This window comes from Pseudomonas sp. GW456-L12 (assembly GCF_059424045.1).
In genome coordinates, this window is sequence record NZ_JBWKZA010000010.1 from 25,582 (window position 1) to 43,382 (window position 17,801).

Genomic DNA, 17,801 nt, shown 5'->3' on the forward strand with positions numbered 1-17,801 from the left:
GTCATTGGCCCGCAGGCCTCAGAACTGCCAGTCCAGGGTCAGGCCGACCCCGTGACTCTTGTCCCGAGAACCCAGCAGGCCGTTGTAGTCCAGGTTTACCCGGGTATCGCGCCCCAGCAACAGGCCGGCGCGAGCCCCGACCACAGCGGCGTTACGGTCCAGCGCAACGCTCTGTATGTTGAACGAACCACCATTGGCAAAAGCCAGGTGCTGATCCGAATTGGTATCGCTCAGGTTGTGCTGCCAGCCGAGGGTGCCGGCCAGTTCCAGCTGCCGGGCATCGGACAGGGCGAAGCGTTTGCTGGCCCGCAGGCCGAGGGTCGAGAGCACCGCGTCGCGGTTGTCATCGCCACTGCGCAGTGCGGTAGCCCCGCCTTTTTCGCGGAAGCTGTCGCTGCCCACATGCACGTAGGCCAGGTTGACGAAGGGCTCCAGCGCCACGCCCGGCAGCGCCACTTGCCACGCCGCTTCGGTGAACAGCTGAGCGGTCTGGGCGTCACGCTTGACCTTTTGCCGGTCGGAGAACTCGCCGTATTGCAGGTCGCGCTTCACATCGATGCGATGCCAGCTGTAGGAACCGCCGACGCTCAGGCGCACGGCATCCAGTTGATGGCCCAGGTAGGCACCCAGGTGATAGCTGTCCACCTCTGCCTGGGAATGGGTGCCGTCGCCCATGCTCAGGGAACTGTCGCTGTAGCCGGTGAACAGGCCGAGACGAGTGTCTTCGGCGATCAAGCCATCGACCCCGGCGAGCAGGCCGCCGATCGAAGTGTTGTAGTTGGCATGGTCATAACCGCCGTCGGCCTTGCCCCAGGCCCCCAGCACCTTGAACCACACATTGTTGTCGCTGGCCGCGGGCGCCGACGAATCGAGCAGGCCGTCCTGACGCAGACGGTCGCCCACCGCATCGCGCAGCTGGCGGCTGTCGTTGATCAGCAGCGTGCCGATGGCCGGATGGATCTCCCCGGTCAATTGCTGGAAGGCTTGTTGCGCGCTGGCGGCGTTCTCCGACAGCAGCAGGCTTTCGTACACCGGATTGCCCGCCCCCAGTCGCTCGGCGGCGGCCGCCACGGAACGCTGGTTCGGGGTCAGGCCGACGTCGCTGAAGGACGTGGCGTTACGTGCGACCTGTAACTGCACGCCGGTGGCCGAGTAATCGAGGCTGCCACCTATGAACAGGTAGTTCGGCGCCACCGAACCGAAACGACCGTCGATGCCACCGGCCGCCTGCAGGATGTTGTATTGCCGGCCCAGCAGGCTCCGCGCTTCGCTGGCGCTGAGCAGGGTCGGGCTGTTCTCCAGGGCCAGGGTCACGTTGGCCCCTTCGACGGTGGCCTTGCCGCCAGCGACGATCTGGTCGCTGCTGGTGGGCGACAGCTCCACCGCGTAGGTCGAACCCGGTTGCAGGGTCACGTCGCCCGCCACCTGCAAGGTGCCGATCGAGTTGCCCGGTGCCACGGTACCGCCGCGGTTGGCGGTCAGCGCGGCGATGCGCCCGTTGCCGCCGAGGATGCCGCTATCATTGACCGTCACCGCCGAGGACAGCGAACCATTGATGGCCAGGCGTCCCTGATTGACCAGGGTCGGGCCGCTGTAGCTGTTGTTGCCGGTCAGCACCAGGGTGCCGATGCCCTGCTTGGTCAGGCCGCCGTGTCCGGAAATGTCGTTGCGCCAGACATCCAGGCCGCAAGACAGGCCAGTGCACAGGCGCTCGGTGGGTTTGCCGGCATCCACCACGGCGCCGATGCCGGGCAGGTCGACGACGAACTGGCCGGAGCCGTAGGCGCCTTCGACACGGAACTCCTGGGGAATGTCCGCTTCGGTGACGAACATGCCCGGGCCGTCGATGCCCTTTTGCAGGTTGATCATGCCCCAGCCGTACAGCGCGTCGATGCCCGGATCGCCCATGTCGGTGGCGGTGGTCCTGAGCACCGTGGCGATCTGCGAAGCGCTCATGTAGGGAAAGCGCTCCATCAGCACCGCCGCCGCGCCCGCCACATGGGGCGCGGCCATCGAGGTGCCGCTCTTGTTGGCGTAGCCGATGGTCATGTCGTCCAGGTTGGTGCCGCCGATCACCGCGCTGTAGATCCGCGTACCCGGCGCCGAGACGCAGAAGCTCGCGGTGTAGCCGCAGCGCGAGGAGAAGGTGCTGAGGGTGTAGGGATTGGGGCTGGCGGTGTCCGGGTTCTTCTGCAAGGCCGCCACCGTCATCCAGTTCGGCGCGATTTCCGGCACGAAATAGGCCAGGCCGGCGATGGCGTCCGGGTTGTTCAGGTTGTAGTCGTTGCCGGCGGCGAAGATGGTCAGCACGCCACCGCGAGCTGCGTCGATCGCCCCGCTGTAGGCGCCACCCTGGCGGGTGCCCAGCAGCGGCTGGATCTGGTCGAACTGCAACTGCGCGTCCTGCACGGTGAAATGCGGAAAGGCCGGGTCGCGACCACCCTGGTCGAAGCGGTCGGTGATGCCGATGCCCCAGCTGTTGTTGATGATCCGCGCACCGCTGTTCACCAGGGCATCCCAGCCGGCCCGGTAGACCGCGCCGTCGTTACCGAGAATGATCCCGTCCTCGGGGCCCGGGTCGCCGTTTTCGGCGCTGATGATCTGCGCATCGAAGGCCACGCCATGCATCGGCCCGCCGTCGCGGCTACCGGCGGCGATCCCGCCGACGTGGGTGCCGTGGGAGCCGAGCTTGCCGTCTGAGCCCACCGAGGGCGTGCCGTCATAACGGAAGGCATCGCCGGCTTTGACCGGAATGTAGGGGTCGGTGTATTCGCGGATGCCGCTGGTGACGAGAGTGATCACCTTGTTGCTGCCGCTGAATTCCGGGTGCTGGGCATACACCGGCTGGTCGAAGATCCCCAGCTTGACGCCCTTGCCGGTATAACCGGCGGCATAGGCCTGCTCGGCATGGATCGCCCCCAGGCCCCATTCGGCGTTGAACTCGGCACTGCGCCAACTGCCGGGATCGCCCGGCTGGCCGCTTTCGACATAAGGCGCGGCCTGGGCGTTACCCGCCACGGCCAGGCCACAGATCAAAGCGCCGCAGGAGGCGCGCACCAGGCTGTTGGCCGCCGGAGCAGCCCCCGTAAATCTGTATTTCATCGGTACCTTCCTTAGTTGCCTTGCTTAGAAATAGTTGCCTTGCTGGAAATAGTTGCCTTGCTAGAGGAAACGCCGCGCCAGACCCGGCGCGGGTGGTTTTACCGAACAGCCGGCCCGCCAACGGCGAGCCGTGCTGTACCGATAGCGGCTGCCGTGTCGACGCGACCTTGCATCGACATGGCGCTGTCAAAAGCCGGGTCAGAACTGCCAGTTCAGGCTCAGCCCCGCCCCGTGGTTCTTCTCACGGCTGGCCAGCTGGCCGTTGTAATCCAGGCTCAGGCGCAGGTCCCGGCTCAGCGCCAGGCTGGCATGGGCGCCGACCAGCGCGGCATTGCGCGGCAGCGAGGTGCTTTCGACGCTGAACGGCGTGCCGCCGGAAGCAAAGGCCAGGTGTTCCTCGGCCCGGGTATTGCTCAGGTTGTGCTGCCAGCCCAGGGAGCCGGAAAGGTCCAGGCGGGTTTGCCCGGACAGCTCGAGGCTTTTCAGGGCGCGCAGGCCGAGGGTACTGAGTGCGGCTTCACGACTGTCGCTGCCGCCTTTCAACGCCGCGGCGTCGCCCTTCTCGCTGAAGCTGTCGCGGTGCAGGTGCACGTAGGCCAGGTTGGCGAACGGTTCCAGGGCCAGCGCCGGCAGGTCGAGGCGATAAGCCGCCTCGCCGAAGACCTGGCTGGTGCGGGCATCGACCTTGGCTTTCTGCTTGCCGCTGACTTCGCCGAACTGCAGGTCGCGCTTGACGTCGGCGCGATGCCAGCTGTGGGCCGCGCCCGCGCTCAGGCGCCAGGCGCCCAGCTCGTGGCCGAGGTAGGTGCCCAGGTGATAGCTGTCCACCGAGGCCTTGGAATGGGTGCCGCCGCCCATGCTCAGGGAGCTGTCGCTGTAGCCGGCGAAGGCGCCCAGGCGCGTGCTGTCGCTGAGCGCGCCATCAGCCCCCAGCAGCAACCCGCCGATGGACGTGTTGTAGCCCTCGGTGTCGTGGCTGCCGTCGTTCTTGCCCCAGGCGCCCAGCACCTTGAGCCAGAGGTTGCCCTCGCTCTGCACCACCGCGCCCGGGACCTGCAGACGCTCGCCGACCGCATCGCGCAGCTGACGGCTGTCGTTGAGCAGCATCGAGCCCAGCGCCGGGTAGATTTCCCCGGACAGCTGCTGGAACGCCTGTTGCGCCACGCCGGCGCTCGGCGAGCGCAGCAGGCTTTCATACACCGGGTTACCGGCCCCCAGTTGCTCGGCGGCGGCGGCCACCGAGCGCTGGTTCGGGGTCAGGCCGACACTGGCGAACGAGGTGGCGTTACGCCCGATGCTCAGCTGTACGCCGCTGGCCGAATAATCGAGGCTGCCGCCGAGGAACAGGTAGTTCGGCTCCACCGAGCCGAAGCGGCCGTCGATGCCGTTCGCCGCCTGGAGGATCTGGTACTGGCTGCCGATCAGGCTTTGCGTCTGTTGCAGGCTGAGCAACTGCGGGCTGTTTTCCAGGGCCAGGGTGACCCCGGCGCCGTTGAGGGTGGCCTTGCCGCCAGCGACGATGCGGTCGCTGCTGGTGGGCGACAGCTCCACGGCATAGGTCGAGCCCGGCTGGAAGGTCACGTCCCCCGCCACCTGCAAGGTGCCGATGGAGTTGCCCGGCGCCACGGTGGCGCCGCTGTTGGCCAGCAGCGCGCCGATCCGTCCGGAACCGCCGAGGGTGCCGCCGTCATTGACCGTGACACTGGAGGCCAGTGAGCCATTGACTGTCAGCAAGCCGCCATTGACCGTGGTCGCCCCGCGATAGCTGTTGTTGCCGCTGAGCACCAGCCAGCCAGCGCCGGACTTGACCAGGCTGCCCTCGTACACCCGCTGCGCGGCGGCCGCGTCACGGGCCATGCCGACGGCGTAGTCGGTCTTGTCCTGCTGGCTGGCGCCGGCGCCGAGGCCGTTTTCCCAGCCCTTGTCCTTCAGGGTCTGTTGCCAGGCCGCGTGTTCGGCGGCGTCCTCGCCCTGGCGCTGCAACAGCGCCTTGTCCGAGATGTCGTTGCTCCAGACATCGCCCTGCCCGGCACCCAGGTTGGCGTCGAACGATCCCAGCAACTGCCCGGGACCGTGCATGGCCCGCTCCAGGTTGGGCACGCCCCAGCCGACCAGGTTGGTGGGCGCCTCGGTGATCGAACCGTCCAGCTGGGTGGCGGTGGTCAGCAGCACCTCCAGGGCCTGCTGGTTATTCAGGTAGGGATAACGCTCCATCACCAGGGCCAGCGCGCCCGTGGCATGGGGCGCGGCCATCGAGGTGCCGGACTTGGTGGCGTAACCGCCGCCGGGCACGGTGCTGGAGATCAGCCGCCCGGGCGCCGCCACGCACCAGTACTTGGCGATGCCGCACTGGTTGTAGCGCTGCTGGTTGTTCGCATCCAGGCCGGACACCGCCAGCCAGTGGCCTTCCAGCTCCGGCTGGAAGTACGGCAGCGCCGCGCGCACGCTGGCGTTGGCGTAACCGCTGTTGCCGGCGCTGAACACGTTGACCACACCCTGGCGCGAGACCTCGGCCGCCGCGTCCAGCCAGGTGACCTGGCCATAGTGCTGGGCATAGGCGGCGTGCAAGTCGCCCAGGGTCTGGTAGCTGACACCCGGCGGCTGGCTGCCCCAGCTGTTGTTGATGGCGCGCACTCCGGCATCCGCCAGGGCGCCGTACACCGCCTTGAAATACTGCGGGTCCGGGGTCGGGCCGAACAGGAAGCTGTCGTTCTTGTTGGTGTTGCCCACGTAGACCTGGGCATTGAAGGCCACGCCGTGCATGCCAACGCCGTCGCGGGCCGCGCCCATGGTGCCGGTGACATGGGTGCCATGGCTGTCGTTGTTGCCGTTGAGCACCCCGGAGACGCTGAACGGCGTGCCATCGACATAGGTGCCGGTGGCGGTGACCCCGTGGAAGCGCTCGGGCGAGGCTTCGCCATGGCTGGCGTCGAAGCCCGAGTCGAGGGCACCGATCTTCACCCCGCTGCCGGTGATGCCGGCGGCATAGGCGGAGCTGGCGCGCATGCGCTCCAGGCCCCAGTCCTGGGTGTATTCGGCCGATTGCCAGCTGGCCGGCACCCCCAACTGGCCGGTTTCCTGGTACTGCGCCTGGGCCATGCCCGGCAGTGCTACCGCCGACAGCGTGGAGCAAGCGAGCAACGAGCGGCGACTCAGCGCCTTGAGCTGATAAAAGCGTCTATCCATGTGATGACTTCTCGTTTTTTGTTTTTGTCGAAAATGTCAGGTCGGGCCGCCCGCGGCCGCCTTTTTGTCAGTTCATGAGCCGGGCCTGAAGGCTTCGTCGACCCGGGCCAGGTCGTCTTCACGCAGGGTGCCTGCGTAGTAGTGCAACTTGGTCCAGGCCATCAAATAGTCGTAACGGGCCTGCGCCAGGTCGCGGCGCGTGGTGTACAGCTGCTGTTCGGCGTTCAGCGCGTCGAGGTTGACCCGTTCGCCGCCGAGGATGCTTTGTTTGGTCGAGATCACCAGGGCCTCGGCCGAGGTCAGCGCCTTCTGATAAGCCCGCAGCTTGCTGACCCCGGACAGGCAGGCGCTGAACTGGCGCCGCAGTTCGATCAGGGTGGTGCGGGTCTGCGAATCCAGCTCGTACTCGGCTTGTTCCATGGTGCGGCTGGCCTGGCGGGTGGCCGCCGAGACACCGCCACCGGCGTACAGCGGCATGCTGATTTCGATGCCGATGGTGTTGGTGTCGTAGCGCTGGTTGTAGGTGTTGCCGCTTTCCGACTCGACCCGGCGCGAGGTGGCATAGGCGCTGAGCCGCGGCAGATGGCCGGCGCGGTTGCGCTCGATCTCGTAACGCGCCACTTCCACGGCCTGGCGCTGGGAGGCCAGGTTCGGGTTGTTGCTGATCGCCAGCTCATGCCAAGCGTCGTAGTTGGCGGGCGACAGGGTGAAAGACTCGAAGCGCTCGCGCAGCGGGTCGAGTTCGCGGATGTCCACGGTCGGCACGCCGATCAGCGCGCCCAGTTCGCGCAGCGCCGCGTCCTGCTCGTCGCGGGCTTCGATCTCCTCGGCGGTGGCCAGCTCGTAGCGCGACTCCGCTTCGAGGATGTCGGTGCGGGTGCCCTCGCCCTGGCGAAACATGTGCTCGTTCTGCTGGAACTGCTGCTCGAAAGCCTTCTTCTTGGCCTGGGCGATCTCGATCTGATCCTGGGCGAACAGCGCCTGGGTGTAGTAGGTCAGCACCCGCACCAGCAGTTCCTGGCTCTTGCCGCGAAAGTTCTCGTCGGCGAACAGCGCCTGGGCCACGCCCTTGCGGTAGGAGGCATAGGCCTCGTAGTCGATCAGCGGCTGTTGCAGGGTGAAGGTCGAGCCGTAGCTGTCGTAGTTGCGGTCATCGTGGCTGGTGCCGCCGCGGCCGTCGGGCACGGTGGCCTGGGAGTTGTTGCGGCCCTTGTTGTAGCTGTAGTTGAGTTTCGGCAACAGCCCGGCGCGGCCGATGATGCGGTTCTCCAGGCCGGCATCGCGCTCCTTGATCGCGCCGAGGAACACCGGGTCGTTGCGCAGGGCCTGTTCATAGACCTGGAACGGCCCCATGGCCTGGGCGTGGGTGCATACCAGTAAAGCGACTGTGGCTCCGAAGATGGAAAACTGACTCATGCGACGGAACATCCTTATTCCTCGGTCAATGCGGAACCCGCCCGGTCGAGCAGGGGTTTGAACAGGTAGTTGAGCAGCGAGCGCTCGCCGGTACGGACGAACATCTCCGCCGGCATGCCCGGCTTGATCACCAGGCCGTTGAGCTTTTCCATGGCCTGGTCGCTGACGCTGCTGCGCAGCACGTAGTACGGCACCCCGGTCTTTTCATCGACCATCTGGTCGGCGGAGATCAGGCTGACCTCGCCGGACACCCGCGGCGTGCGGCTCTGATTAAAGGCGGTGAACAGGATGTCCACCGGCAGGTGGCTGCCGACCTTGTCGATCAGGTTCACCGGCAGGTGCCCTTCCACTTCCAGGCGAGTGCCCTGGGGCACGATCTCCAGCAGGTTTTCCCCGGGGCGCACCACGGCGCCTTCGGTGTGCACCCCGAGGTTGACCGCGATGCCGTCGGCCGGCGCGAGGATTTCGCTGTGCTGCAGGTCGAAACCCGCCGAGGTCAGCTGCTGTTCCAGGGTCAGGCTTTTCAGCTGGGCTTCGGCCAACTGGCTGCGCACTTCCTTCTGGTATTCCTCGCCGTGCTGCTGCAACTTGAGCCGCGACTCGAGAATGCCCTGCTCCACCCGCCCGCTTTCACCGGTGTTCTGCGCCAGTTCCTGCTGCACCTGGGACAGCTGGCGCTGGTACTCCATCAGGCGGTTGCGCGGAATGTAGCCGTTATCCGCCAGGGGTTGCAGGTTGGCCAGTTGCTGGCGCAGGGACTCGGCCTGGTTGTTGAGGTCGGTACGCGCGCGGCGCATCCCGGCCAGTTGCGCGGTGGCGCCTTCGATATTGGCGCGGATCCCGGCCTGCTCGCGGGCGAAGGCTTCGCGGCGGCTGCTGAACAGTTGCCGCTGGCCTTCCAGCACCAGGGCCAGGCGTGGATCGGGATCGGCGCTCAGGGCCTCGGGGAAATTCACCTGCTTGAGGTTGTCCCGCTCGCTCTGCCAGCGCGCCAGGCTGGCCCAGGCCATGCGGTACTGCGCCTGCAGCGACTGTACGTCGGCTTCGACCTGGGTCTGGTCCAGGCGGAACAGCGGCTGGCCCTGCTTCACCGCCTCGCCTTCGCGCACCAGGATCCGGCTGACCACCCCGCCGCTCATGGATTGCACGGCCTTGCGCTTGCCCGAGACCACCACCGTGCCTTGCACCGGGATGCCCTGGTCCAGCGGCGCCAAGGCCGCCCAGAGAAAAAAGCTGCCGGCGCCGGCCAGCGCCAGGACCCAGCCCATGCGCGCGAAAAACCGCGCATCGCGCTCGGGACGCTCCGGCGCGTAACCTTGTTCGATCATCATTTCGCTGTCCTTGCTCATGCGCCTGGGTTCCGTGTCGGGGCCTGATACTGGCGGCTCATGCTCAAGCCGCCCGGGGCCGTCGGGGCCGAGGTTTTTTCCCGCTGCTGCTGTTCCTGGTTTTGGGTATGGGCCTGGTTTTGGTGTTGTGCCTGGGCACCACTGGACAGCGCCTTGAGCACTTCCTGGCTCGGGCCGAAGGCCTGCAGGCGCCCTTCGTTGAGCACCAGCAGCTTGTCGGCCTGGGCCAGCGCCGAGGAACGATGGGTGACCAGGATCACGCTGGTGCCCTGGGCCTTCATCTGCGCGATGGCCGACGCCAGGGCGCTTTCGCCCACGGTGTCGAGGTTGGAGTTCGGCTCGTCGAGCACCACCAGGCGCGGCTGGCCATACAGCGCCCGGGCCAGGGCCACGCGCTGCTTCTGGCCGCCGGACAGGCCGCTGCCGTCATCGCCCAGCAGGGTGTCGTAGCCCTGGGGCAGGCGCAGGATCAGTTCGTGCACGCCGGCCTGTTGCGCGGCCTGCACCACCTGCTGCGGGTCGGCCTCCTGAAAGCGCGCGATGTTCTCGGCGATGCTCCCGGAAAACAGCTCGATGTCCTGGGGCAGATAACCGATGTGAGGCCCCAGTTCGTTGCGGTTCCAGCGATGGATGTCGGCGCCGTCCAGACGCACCGTGCCGGCCAGGGTCGGCCATACGCCCACCAGCACCCGGGCCAGGGTGGATTTGCCGGAGCCGGAAGCGCCGAGCACCCCCAGCACCTCCCCCGCCCCGAGGTTGAAACTGACCTGCTGCAAGGTCGCCATGCGCTTGCCCGGCGGGCCGGCGCTGACCTGCTCGAAGCTCACCTGGCCCTTGGGCGCCGGCAGCGACATCGCCGTGTCGCTCGGCGGGAAGGCCTGCAGCAGCGAGTCCAGGCGCTGGTAGGCCAGCTTGGCGGAACTCCACTGCTTCCAGACGGCGATCAACTGGTCGATCGGACTCAGCACCCGGCCCATCAGGATCGAGCCGGCGATCATCATCCCGGCGGTCATGTCGCCCTTGATCACCAGCAAGGCCCCCAGGCCCAGCACCAGCGATTGCAGGCACAGGCGCAGGGTCTTGCTCAGCGAGCTGATGACCGCACCAGTGTCGCTGGCCTGGTTCTGCAGGCCGAGAAAACGCGAATGCACCTCGAACCAGCGCTTGCGCAGCGCGCCAAGCATGCCCATGGCCTGGATGGTCTCGGCATTGTGCAGGTGGCTGGTGGCCAGTTGCGTGGATTTCTGCGAATAACCGCTGGCCTCGCCCAGGGGCTTCTTGGTCATGGCCTCGTTGAGGTACGCCAGGGCGATCAGCAATACCGCGCCCGCGGTGGCGAACACCCCCAGCCAGGTATTGAACAGGAAGATCACGAACAGGTAGATGGGGAACCAGGGCGCGTCGAAGAAGGCGAACAGCGCAGGACCGGTGACGAACTGACGGATATGGGTCAGGTCGCCCAAGGACTGCCCGGCGTGGCCTTCGCCGCGAAACAGGTTGCGCTCGAACGCCGCCTGGTAGACCCGCAGGTTGAAACGCCGCTCCAGCTGGCTGCCGATGCGAATGACGATGAAGCTGCGCACCACCTCCAGCAGGCCGATGAACGCGAAGAACCCGACCACCATCAGCGACAGCATCGCCAGGGTGGTTTCGTTCTGCGAGGAAAGTACCCGGTCGTAGACCTGGAGCATGTAGATCGAGGGGACCAGCATCAGCACGTTGATCAGGGCGGTGAAACACCCGACGCTGATCAGAATGCCTTTGTAATCGCCCAGTGCCTTGAACAGCGGTGCAGTGGTCTTCGCCATCTTCATTGGTCTTTCCTGAGCTGTAATATCCCGTGCCAGGGGCGCAGGACAAATAAACCGCCCGTACTTGAGTCGGGACATTATTGGATTTATTGCGGCGGACAGGCGAAAGAACTCTACCGTCAGACGAAACGGAGTTCTAGTTATTTAGTTGTCTTTAATCGAACGAAGGACATCGCGTATATGGCACTGCCTTATACGCTTATCCATACAGATACATTTAAAGATGCATACAGCCGCGATAACTCAGGGTGCGCGCTGCAATATAATCGTGATGCCTGATTTCAAAGTGCCTTGATATAAGCCTTCTTTCTGGCGACTTAGAAAGATGATCTTCGAACCCTCTTTGCCCGTCACGGCAATACCGTCCGGCTCGGGAAACCAGCCAATGGCCGCATCGCCCAGCCAGGCGGAAAAACACTCGGCGCCGGCACCCAGGGTGCCGTTCTGCTCGAGGTCCAGGGCACAGTGGTTGGCAGGTTGCGCCGGCTGCGACAGTTGCCAGTGCCCGGCCAGTTCCGCGGGGTCCGCCAATCTCAGGCTGCTTGCCATGCTTGTCTCTCCATAAAACATCATCAGTGTTGCGATCAGGTACGCGCCGGCCTTAGCGATCAAGGCAGTTCGAATCATAGGGGGTTAGCTCCGGGCCACAGCCTCAGGCAGTTCGCCAGTCAATGCAAGGTCAGAGGGCGACGCCTGGGCGCCACCCTCCTTCTTTTACCTTACCGCAATGACTCAGGCGACGATGTCGGTATAGGCCGCCTGGCCGACGGTGCTGACCAGGAAGTCCGCCACGCCGTGCCCGGAGAAGTCCACCGACAAGGTGCTGTTGCCAGCCGAGGTGCTGAGGATCGCGTCGCCGGCGTTACCGGTGAATGCGTTCACGAAGTGCAGCCCGGCGCCCTTGGTGATACCGGTCAGATCGATCTTGTCCAGGCCGCTGACAAAATCCAGGATCTGGTCGGCCGCACCCGGAGCGGAGTCCGAGCTCGCGCCGAAGACGAAGGTGTCGGCACCCGCGCCACCCCAGAGTTTGTCCGCACCGCCGGCACCGTAGAGGATGTCGTTGCCGGCACCGCCCTTGAGCTCGTTGGCCACCTTGTTGCCGATCAGCAGGTCGCTGCCCGAACCGCCGATGGCGTTCTCGATGATCGCGCCCTTGGCGATGGACACGTTACCCACCATGCCGCCAACGTCGGAGAACGAGGCATCATTGAGGTTGATCTTCTGGTTTTGGGTAAAACCGGAGAAGTCCAGGGTGTCCTTGCCGCCCGCGTCCCATACCGAGAACACCAGCTTGTCGGCCGACGAACTGGCGCTGAGGAAGTCGCGCCCGGTATTGGAGTTGAAGCCGTAGGTGGTGTCGCCGGTACGGGTGGTGGTGTTGGCCCCGTAGAGCTTCTGGATCGCCGCGATATCGTCCATCAGCGGGCCGGACGAATAGGCTTCGACGCCAGCCTTGCTGAAGTTCTGGTCGGTGTTGCTTTCGCTCCAGTAGCTCATGATGCTGTAGCCGCGCGTATCCTCTCCATAGGTCGCGTCGTTGTAGGTCGGGTTGCCGTTCCCGGCGTTGTAGTCGCCAGGGTGGGCCAGGCCCAGGGTGTGGCCGATCTCGTGGGTCAGCGTCTGCCGGCCGTAGTTGTTCAGATCGGGGGCCTTGTTCTGGGTGTAGCTGCTGTTGATCAGGTACCAGGACGTACCGTCGTAGCCAGCACCGGTGCCCGGCAGGTAGGCGAAGGCCGCCGCGCCGTCCTGGCCGCCGCTGTAGTTGCCGAAGGTCATGTGACCGTCACCACCGGAAGCCTTTTCGGTGAAGGTGACATTGGCCACGTCGGCCCAGGATTGCATGGCCAGCGCGGCCTGGGCTTTCTGCTGGGCGTTGAACTGGCTGAACCCGGAGATGCCATGCTTGTACATGGTGCTCGAGGACGCCGAGGTCAGGAAGGTATAGGTCAGTTCGATCTTGCCGTTGCCGTTGAGATCCTGGTACGCGGCACCGTCGCGCAGCAGCTGGGTGGCTGCCTGATCGACCGAGTAGGAGGGTTTGCCATTGACCGTCAGATTGCCACCCCGGTCATACTGATGGCTGAAGCTATTGATCTGGTTGTAAGCCGAACTTGCCGCGGCCAAGGGCACGAGTTCTTGTTCGGCGGTCACAATAGCTTTCGCTTTAACTTTCGACATAAACACACTTCCTTGTAATCAATGGAACAGTTTTTGTCCGATAGCGACAATCCCTGGCGAGATCGTCCTATCACTCGCCCTATCCGGGCGTAAGCAACCTGACACAATTTGAAATCAGGCGTCCACTACTTTTTGACGCCTGATTTTCGCTGTTCCAGCAAACTCCCGAAAACAATGACTGGTGAGTCGAAATATTCTTTAAGCTTCAATACCCGTTGATAATTGTCGGACAATCTCGAATTTAAATATTAAATAACAGTACAGATAGTTTTGCCGACTACGTCGCAGTTTTTAGTTCATGCAAGTTTGTTCCATCCAGTTAGTTTCATCGCTTGCAGCAGGGTTTCCCCGGTCAGCGCCGGAACGCTCGCGCCACTGTCCGCGGTCATCGGCTCGCCCGCCAGCAAGGCGTTGACGATGGCCTCCTCCACCGCTTCGGCGGCGGCGCTGAACAGGGCCGAGATGTAATCGTTGTTGAGCATCGCCAGGGGTGTGCTGAAAGGCACGCCCTGGCGCCCGTAGGCGGAAGGCGGCAGGTCGCGGTTGCCGGTGGCGAAGGCCAGGAAGATATCGCCGCTGGAGTCCTCGGTGCCGCCGCCGGTGCGGGCGATGCCGATGGACGCGCGCTGCGCCAGGCGTTGGCACTGGTGCGGCAACAAAGGCGCGTCGGTGGCCAGGATCACCACGATCGAGCCCATGCCCGGCGTACCGCGCCGGGCGAAAGGCGACGGGATGCCGCTCAGTTGTCGCCCCACCGGGTAGCCGTCGACCCGCAACTCCTCGCGCTTGCCGTGGTTGGCCTGCACCAGCGCGCCGACCGTGTAGCCGCCCTGCTCCCCCGGCACCTGGCGCGAAGCCGTGCCGATCCCGCCCTTGAACTCATGGCAGATCATGCCGGTGCCGCCGCCCACCGCGCCCTCGCGCACCGGTCCGGACTCGGCATTGGCCAGCGCCTCGCGCACCTGCTGCGGGCCGACATGCTGGCCCCAGATATCGTTGAGCAGGCCGTCATAGGTCTCCATCACCACCGGCATGCACCAGTATTCCGCGGGGTCCGCCAGGCTTGCGTGCTCCTCGGCGATCAGTGCGTCGCGCACCACGCCGACGCTGTGGGTGTTGGTGATGGCCAGCGGCGTGGTCAGCAGGCCCGCTTCGCGGATCCACTCCAGGCCGGTGGCATCGCCGTTACCGTTGAGCACATGGCAGCCGGCGAAACAGGGTTGCAGCCGGGCAAAGCCCTCGCGGGGCTGGATCAGGGTCACCCCGGTACGTACCTGCTTACCGTCGACCGTGGTCCTGAGGGTGCTGTGGCCCACCCGTACCCCCGGAACGTCGGTGATGGCATTGAAGGGGCCGGGAGTACCCAGGCCCAGGCTGATCCCCAATTGACGTGCGCGCATGACTTCTCCTTAGAGTTTCTGGAACGCCGGGCTGAACCGGCCGTTGGTGCCATACAGGATCACCGACAGCGCCAGCAGGCCGACGATCACCATGATGTCCCTGAGCGAAGCGTCCAGGAACAGATTGAACAACAGATACCCGGCGCCGATCACCGCCAGCAGCGCCGGCAACGGCCACAGCGGCATGCGGTACGGGTGGGCGCGGTCGCGCAGCAGCACCCGGCTCATCAGCGCGCTGAGGGCGACGATCAGGTACACCAGCATGATCAGCAGCACGCTGAACGAGGTCAGGTCGGCCAGGTTCGAGCTGAAACTGAGCACCGCCGAGGGAATGGCCAGGAACAGCGTGGCCAGCCACGGCGAGTCCCAGCGCGGATGAATCCGCGTGAACAGACGGTTGATGCCCGGCGTCCACAAGGCATCGCGGCCGCTGGAGAACACTACCCGGCCAATCTGGATCACGATGGCGACGATGGCGTTGAACACCGAGAGGAAGATCCCGGCGCTGACCACTCGCGACAGGGTTTCGTTGCCGTGGCTGGTGAGCAGGTAGCCGATGGGGTCGGGACTTTCGAGCATGGCGCTGAGGGACGGCGCGCCGATCAATAGCGCGGTCAACGGCACCAGTTCGATGATCACCACCAGCACCAGCGACCAGAGCACCGCCTTGTGCACGCCCTGCCCCTTGCATTTCATGTCTTCGGCCAGCAGCACCGCCGGGCCGTAACCGTTGTAGGAAAACAGGCCGATGCCTACCGCGCCGATCACCAGGGCCCAGGGCGCCATGTGCAATACGCCGTTTTCGACGATCTGCGGTTGCAGCAGGATGCTCGCCGGCTGCGAGGCATTGCCAAAGCCCAGGAACACGATCACCAGCAACGCGGCAATTTCCAGCAGCAGGCAGGTGCCGGTGATCCAGGCATTCAGCTTGATGTTGAGGATGCCCAGCGCATAGCTGCAGATAACGATCACCAGGGCCACGGTCTGCGAATCGAAGCGCGTGCCCAGGGCATTGTTCAGGTAAGTCGCCGCGCCGGTGGCCAGCACCGGCGGGATGAACAGCAACATCACCAGCACCGTGAGAAAGGTCGCGTACCCGGCCATGCCGCCGAACACCCGCTTGGCGTACACATACTCGCCGCCGGCGCTGTTGTGGGCGCGGCCCAGCTCGGCGTAGCAGAAGGCGAACATCAGCGCCAGCAGCCCCGCCATGACAAAGGCCAGGAACACCCCGCTGCCGGCCTGGTGAATGGCGAACGGGGCGATGACGAAGACCGAACTGGCCGGGGTCACGCCCGACACGGTAATGGCCACCACATCGAACACGCTCAGCGTGGGTTTCAGGGCGCCTTGCGGCGCGCAGGGAGAGCTCATGTCGTTATCCTCGTGGTTATTTTTGGTTTGAGGCAGAAACGAAGAACGTCGGGTGGATGCGCTCTGGGGCGCACTTGATGGAGGCCACTTTAGGCAGCCGGGGGTACAGGGCCAATTCCCCTATTGGAGTACTCCCCCTTGACGTCGCCGGGCAAATCGCCGAAACCTTGCTGCCACCTGGCGAGAAAGCAACCCGCCAGACCACAGCGGCATCGACGCGGAGCCACCTATTTGATCACTCTGTTCAGGGAAATCGGCATGCATGCCGGACTCGGCCGCACCCTCTCGCAGATCGGCGGCGAGCGCTTCTGGAAGCAACTGGTGCTGTTGCTGCACCAGGCCTTGCCGTTCGATAACGCCCTGGCGATCTTCTACCCGCGCAACGGCCTGCCCATCGCCCTCGAGGAATACGACGCCGAGCCCTCGGACAAGCCGGCGTCGATGCTCACCTACCTCAATGGCCTGTACCTGCTGGACCCGTTTTTCCAGGCCTGCCGCGAGGGTTATCCCAACGGCCTGTACCGCCTGGAGGAAGTGGCGCCGGACCATTTCCGCCAGACCGAGTACTTCTCCAGCTACTTCCACGACAACGTGCTGGAGGACGAACTGCAGTTCATCCTGCAGATCCCGGAGACCGGCACCCTGTCCCTGTCGCTGGGCATGCAGCGACCGTTCAGCGCCGAGGAGATCGGCCAGCTCACCACCTTCTCGGCCTGGGTCCTGCCGTTGATGCAGCAGCATTGGCAGCAAAGTCACCAACGCCCGTCAGCGCCCGCCGCGGAAGAAATGGCCAGCCAGATCCGCGACGCCCTGAGCCATTTCGGCTGCGGCGTGCTGTCGGATCGGGAAGTGGAAATCGCCCGGCTGATCCTGCGTGGGTTCTCCTCCAAGGCCATGGCCGAGCGGCTGAAGATCTCGCCGGACACCATCAAGGTGCACCGGCGCCATCTCTACGCCAAGCTGGACATCTCCTCACAGCCGGAGCTGTTCTCGCTGTTCATCCAGTCCCTGGGGCACGACCTGGAAAACCCCTGAGGGCTGCTCAGGCGTTCAGCGAACGGGCGCGGTAATCCCGCGGCGACTGCTCGAAATGCTTCTTGAAGGTACGGCTGAAGTGCGCCGAGTCGGTGAACCCCCACTTGAAGGCAATCTCGGTGATCGACGCGTGGCGCAGGCGCGGGTTGCTCAGGTCCGCCGCGCTGCGGTCGAGGCGCGCGCGCTGGATGAAACGGCAGACGCTGTCGCCCTGCTCTTCGAACAGCCGGTACAGCTGGCGCACCGAGATATTCATCTGGCTGGCCAGTGACACCGGGGTCAGGCTGGGCTCGGTGAGGGATTGGTTGATCAACTGCCGGGCCTGGCTGCCCAGGCAACCGCCGTGCTGGCTGTCGTAGCCGTCGAGATGGGCGCTGGGCGTCTGGCGCAGGGTCGGGCCGAGCAAGGCGATCAGCGCTTCCTGCAACGCCTGGCCTTCCTGCGGGTCGGCGCAACCTGGCAATGGCTCACCGCAGATCTGTTCCACCAGCAGGCGCATCAAGCGGCCACTGGCGCACTGCTGCGAGAGCTTGCCGAACTTGCGCTGCTGCGCCGGCAGATGGCGATACACCTCGTCGCGGGATAGGTGCAGGGAGGCATGTTCGATCAGCCCGTGGGGGACGATTTCGCAGGCCCCGGCGGAGTCCAGCAAGGCCATTTCCCCCGGTGCCAGTTCGATGCGCTCGCCGCCCTGGCTGATCTGGGCATGGCCGCTGCGCTGCATGATCAGAAAACAGTGCCGGTCGTCTTCATGATCGACGCTGGTGCCTTTGCGCGAGATCAGTCCGGCATTGGTGCGGATCTGCGCCACCTCGAGGCCGGCGTAGTCGCGCAAGCCGACTTCGCCGATGAACAACGCCGAGTTCAACGCCTGGCGGGCGTCGAAGCGACCGCAAACCTCCTGTAATGCGCCGATCCAGGAACCGAAACTTTGCGAAGCAAGCACT

Annotated in this window: 11 protein-coding genes; 1 reads left to right on the top strand and 10 read right to left on the bottom strand. The window is 65.0% G+C overall.

Annotation, left to right across the window (positions count from 1 at the left end):
* Positions 1-18: 18 nt before the first annotated feature.
* The 9 genes from AC07Y9_RS15035 to AC07Y9_RS15075 all read right to left on the bottom strand — a co-directional run bounded on the left by AC07Y9_RS15035 (position 19) and on the right by AC07Y9_RS15075 (position 15,819).
* On the bottom strand, positions 19-3,102 hold the full coding sequence (locus tag AC07Y9_RS15035; protein WP_102681009.1) for an autotransporter serine protease: 3,084 nt from the start codon (positions 3,100-3,102) through the stop codon (positions 19-21).
* Between the two features lie 198 nt (positions 3,103-3,300).
* Entirely contained in the window at positions 3,301-6,288 is a 2,988-nt protein-coding gene (gene eprS / locus AC07Y9_RS15040; protein ID WP_102681010.1) for an autotransporter serine peptidase EprS, read from the bottom strand.
* A gap of 72 nt (positions 6,289-6,360) precedes the next feature.
* On the bottom strand, positions 6,361-7,716 hold the full coding sequence (locus tag AC07Y9_RS15045) for a TolC family outer membrane protein (RefSeq protein ID WP_102681011.1): 1,356 nt from the start codon (positions 7,714-7,716) through the stop codon (positions 6,361-6,363).
* 2 nt (positions 7,717-7,718) lie between these two features.
* The gene (locus AC07Y9_RS15050) at positions 7,719-9,035 is read right to left on the bottom strand and encodes an HlyD family type I secretion periplasmic adaptor subunit (RefSeq protein ID WP_371858260.1); all 1,317 of its coding nucleotides are present in this window, start codon (positions 9,033-9,035) and stop codon (positions 7,719-7,721) included.
* A 14-nt stretch (positions 9,036-9,049) separates the two neighbouring features.
* Positions 9,050-10,867 (bottom strand): type I secretion system permease/ATPase, encoded by a 1,818-nt coding sequence (locus tag AC07Y9_RS15055; protein ID WP_102681012.1) that lies wholly within the window; start codon positions 10,865-10,867, stop codon positions 9,050-9,052.
* A 240-nt stretch (positions 10,868-11,107) separates the two neighbouring features.
* Positions 11,108-11,491, bottom strand: a complete 384-nt coding sequence (locus AC07Y9_RS15060) for an AprI/Inh family metalloprotease inhibitor (RefSeq protein ID WP_102681013.1) — start codon at positions 11,489-11,491, stop codon at positions 11,108-11,110.
* Between the two features lie 105 nt (positions 11,492-11,596).
* The gene (locus AC07Y9_RS15065) at positions 11,597-13,045 is read right to left on the bottom strand and encodes a serralysin family metalloprotease (protein ID WP_053261373.1); all 1,449 of its coding nucleotides are present in this window, start codon (positions 13,043-13,045) and stop codon (positions 11,597-11,599) included.
* Positions 13,046-13,341: 296 nt separating this feature from the next.
* Complete coding sequence (locus AC07Y9_RS15070; protein WP_102681014.1) at positions 13,342-14,445, bottom strand: DmpA family aminopeptidase; 1,104 nt, start codon at positions 14,443-14,445, stop codon at positions 13,342-13,344.
* Between the two features lie 9 nt (positions 14,446-14,454).
* Complete coding sequence (locus tag AC07Y9_RS15075; protein ID WP_009044076.1) at positions 14,455-15,819, bottom strand: APC family permease; 1,365 nt, start codon at positions 15,817-15,819, stop codon at positions 14,455-14,457.
* Between the two features lie 231 nt (positions 15,820-16,050).
* Here AC07Y9_RS15075 and AC07Y9_RS15080 point away from each other — a divergent pair, with 231 nt between their 5' ends.
* Positions 16,051-16,854 (top strand): helix-turn-helix transcriptional regulator, encoded by an 804-nt coding sequence (locus AC07Y9_RS15080; RefSeq protein WP_087090785.1) that lies wholly within the window; start codon positions 16,051-16,053, stop codon positions 16,852-16,854.
* Positions 16,855-16,861: 7 nt separating this feature from the next.
* Here the strand turns inward: AC07Y9_RS15080 and feaR are convergent, their stop codons facing one another.
* Entirely contained in the window at positions 16,862-17,800 is a 939-nt protein-coding gene (gene feaR / locus AC07Y9_RS15085; protein WP_102681015.1) for a transcriptional regulator FeaR, read from the bottom strand.
* Position 17,801 lies beyond the last annotated feature (1 nt).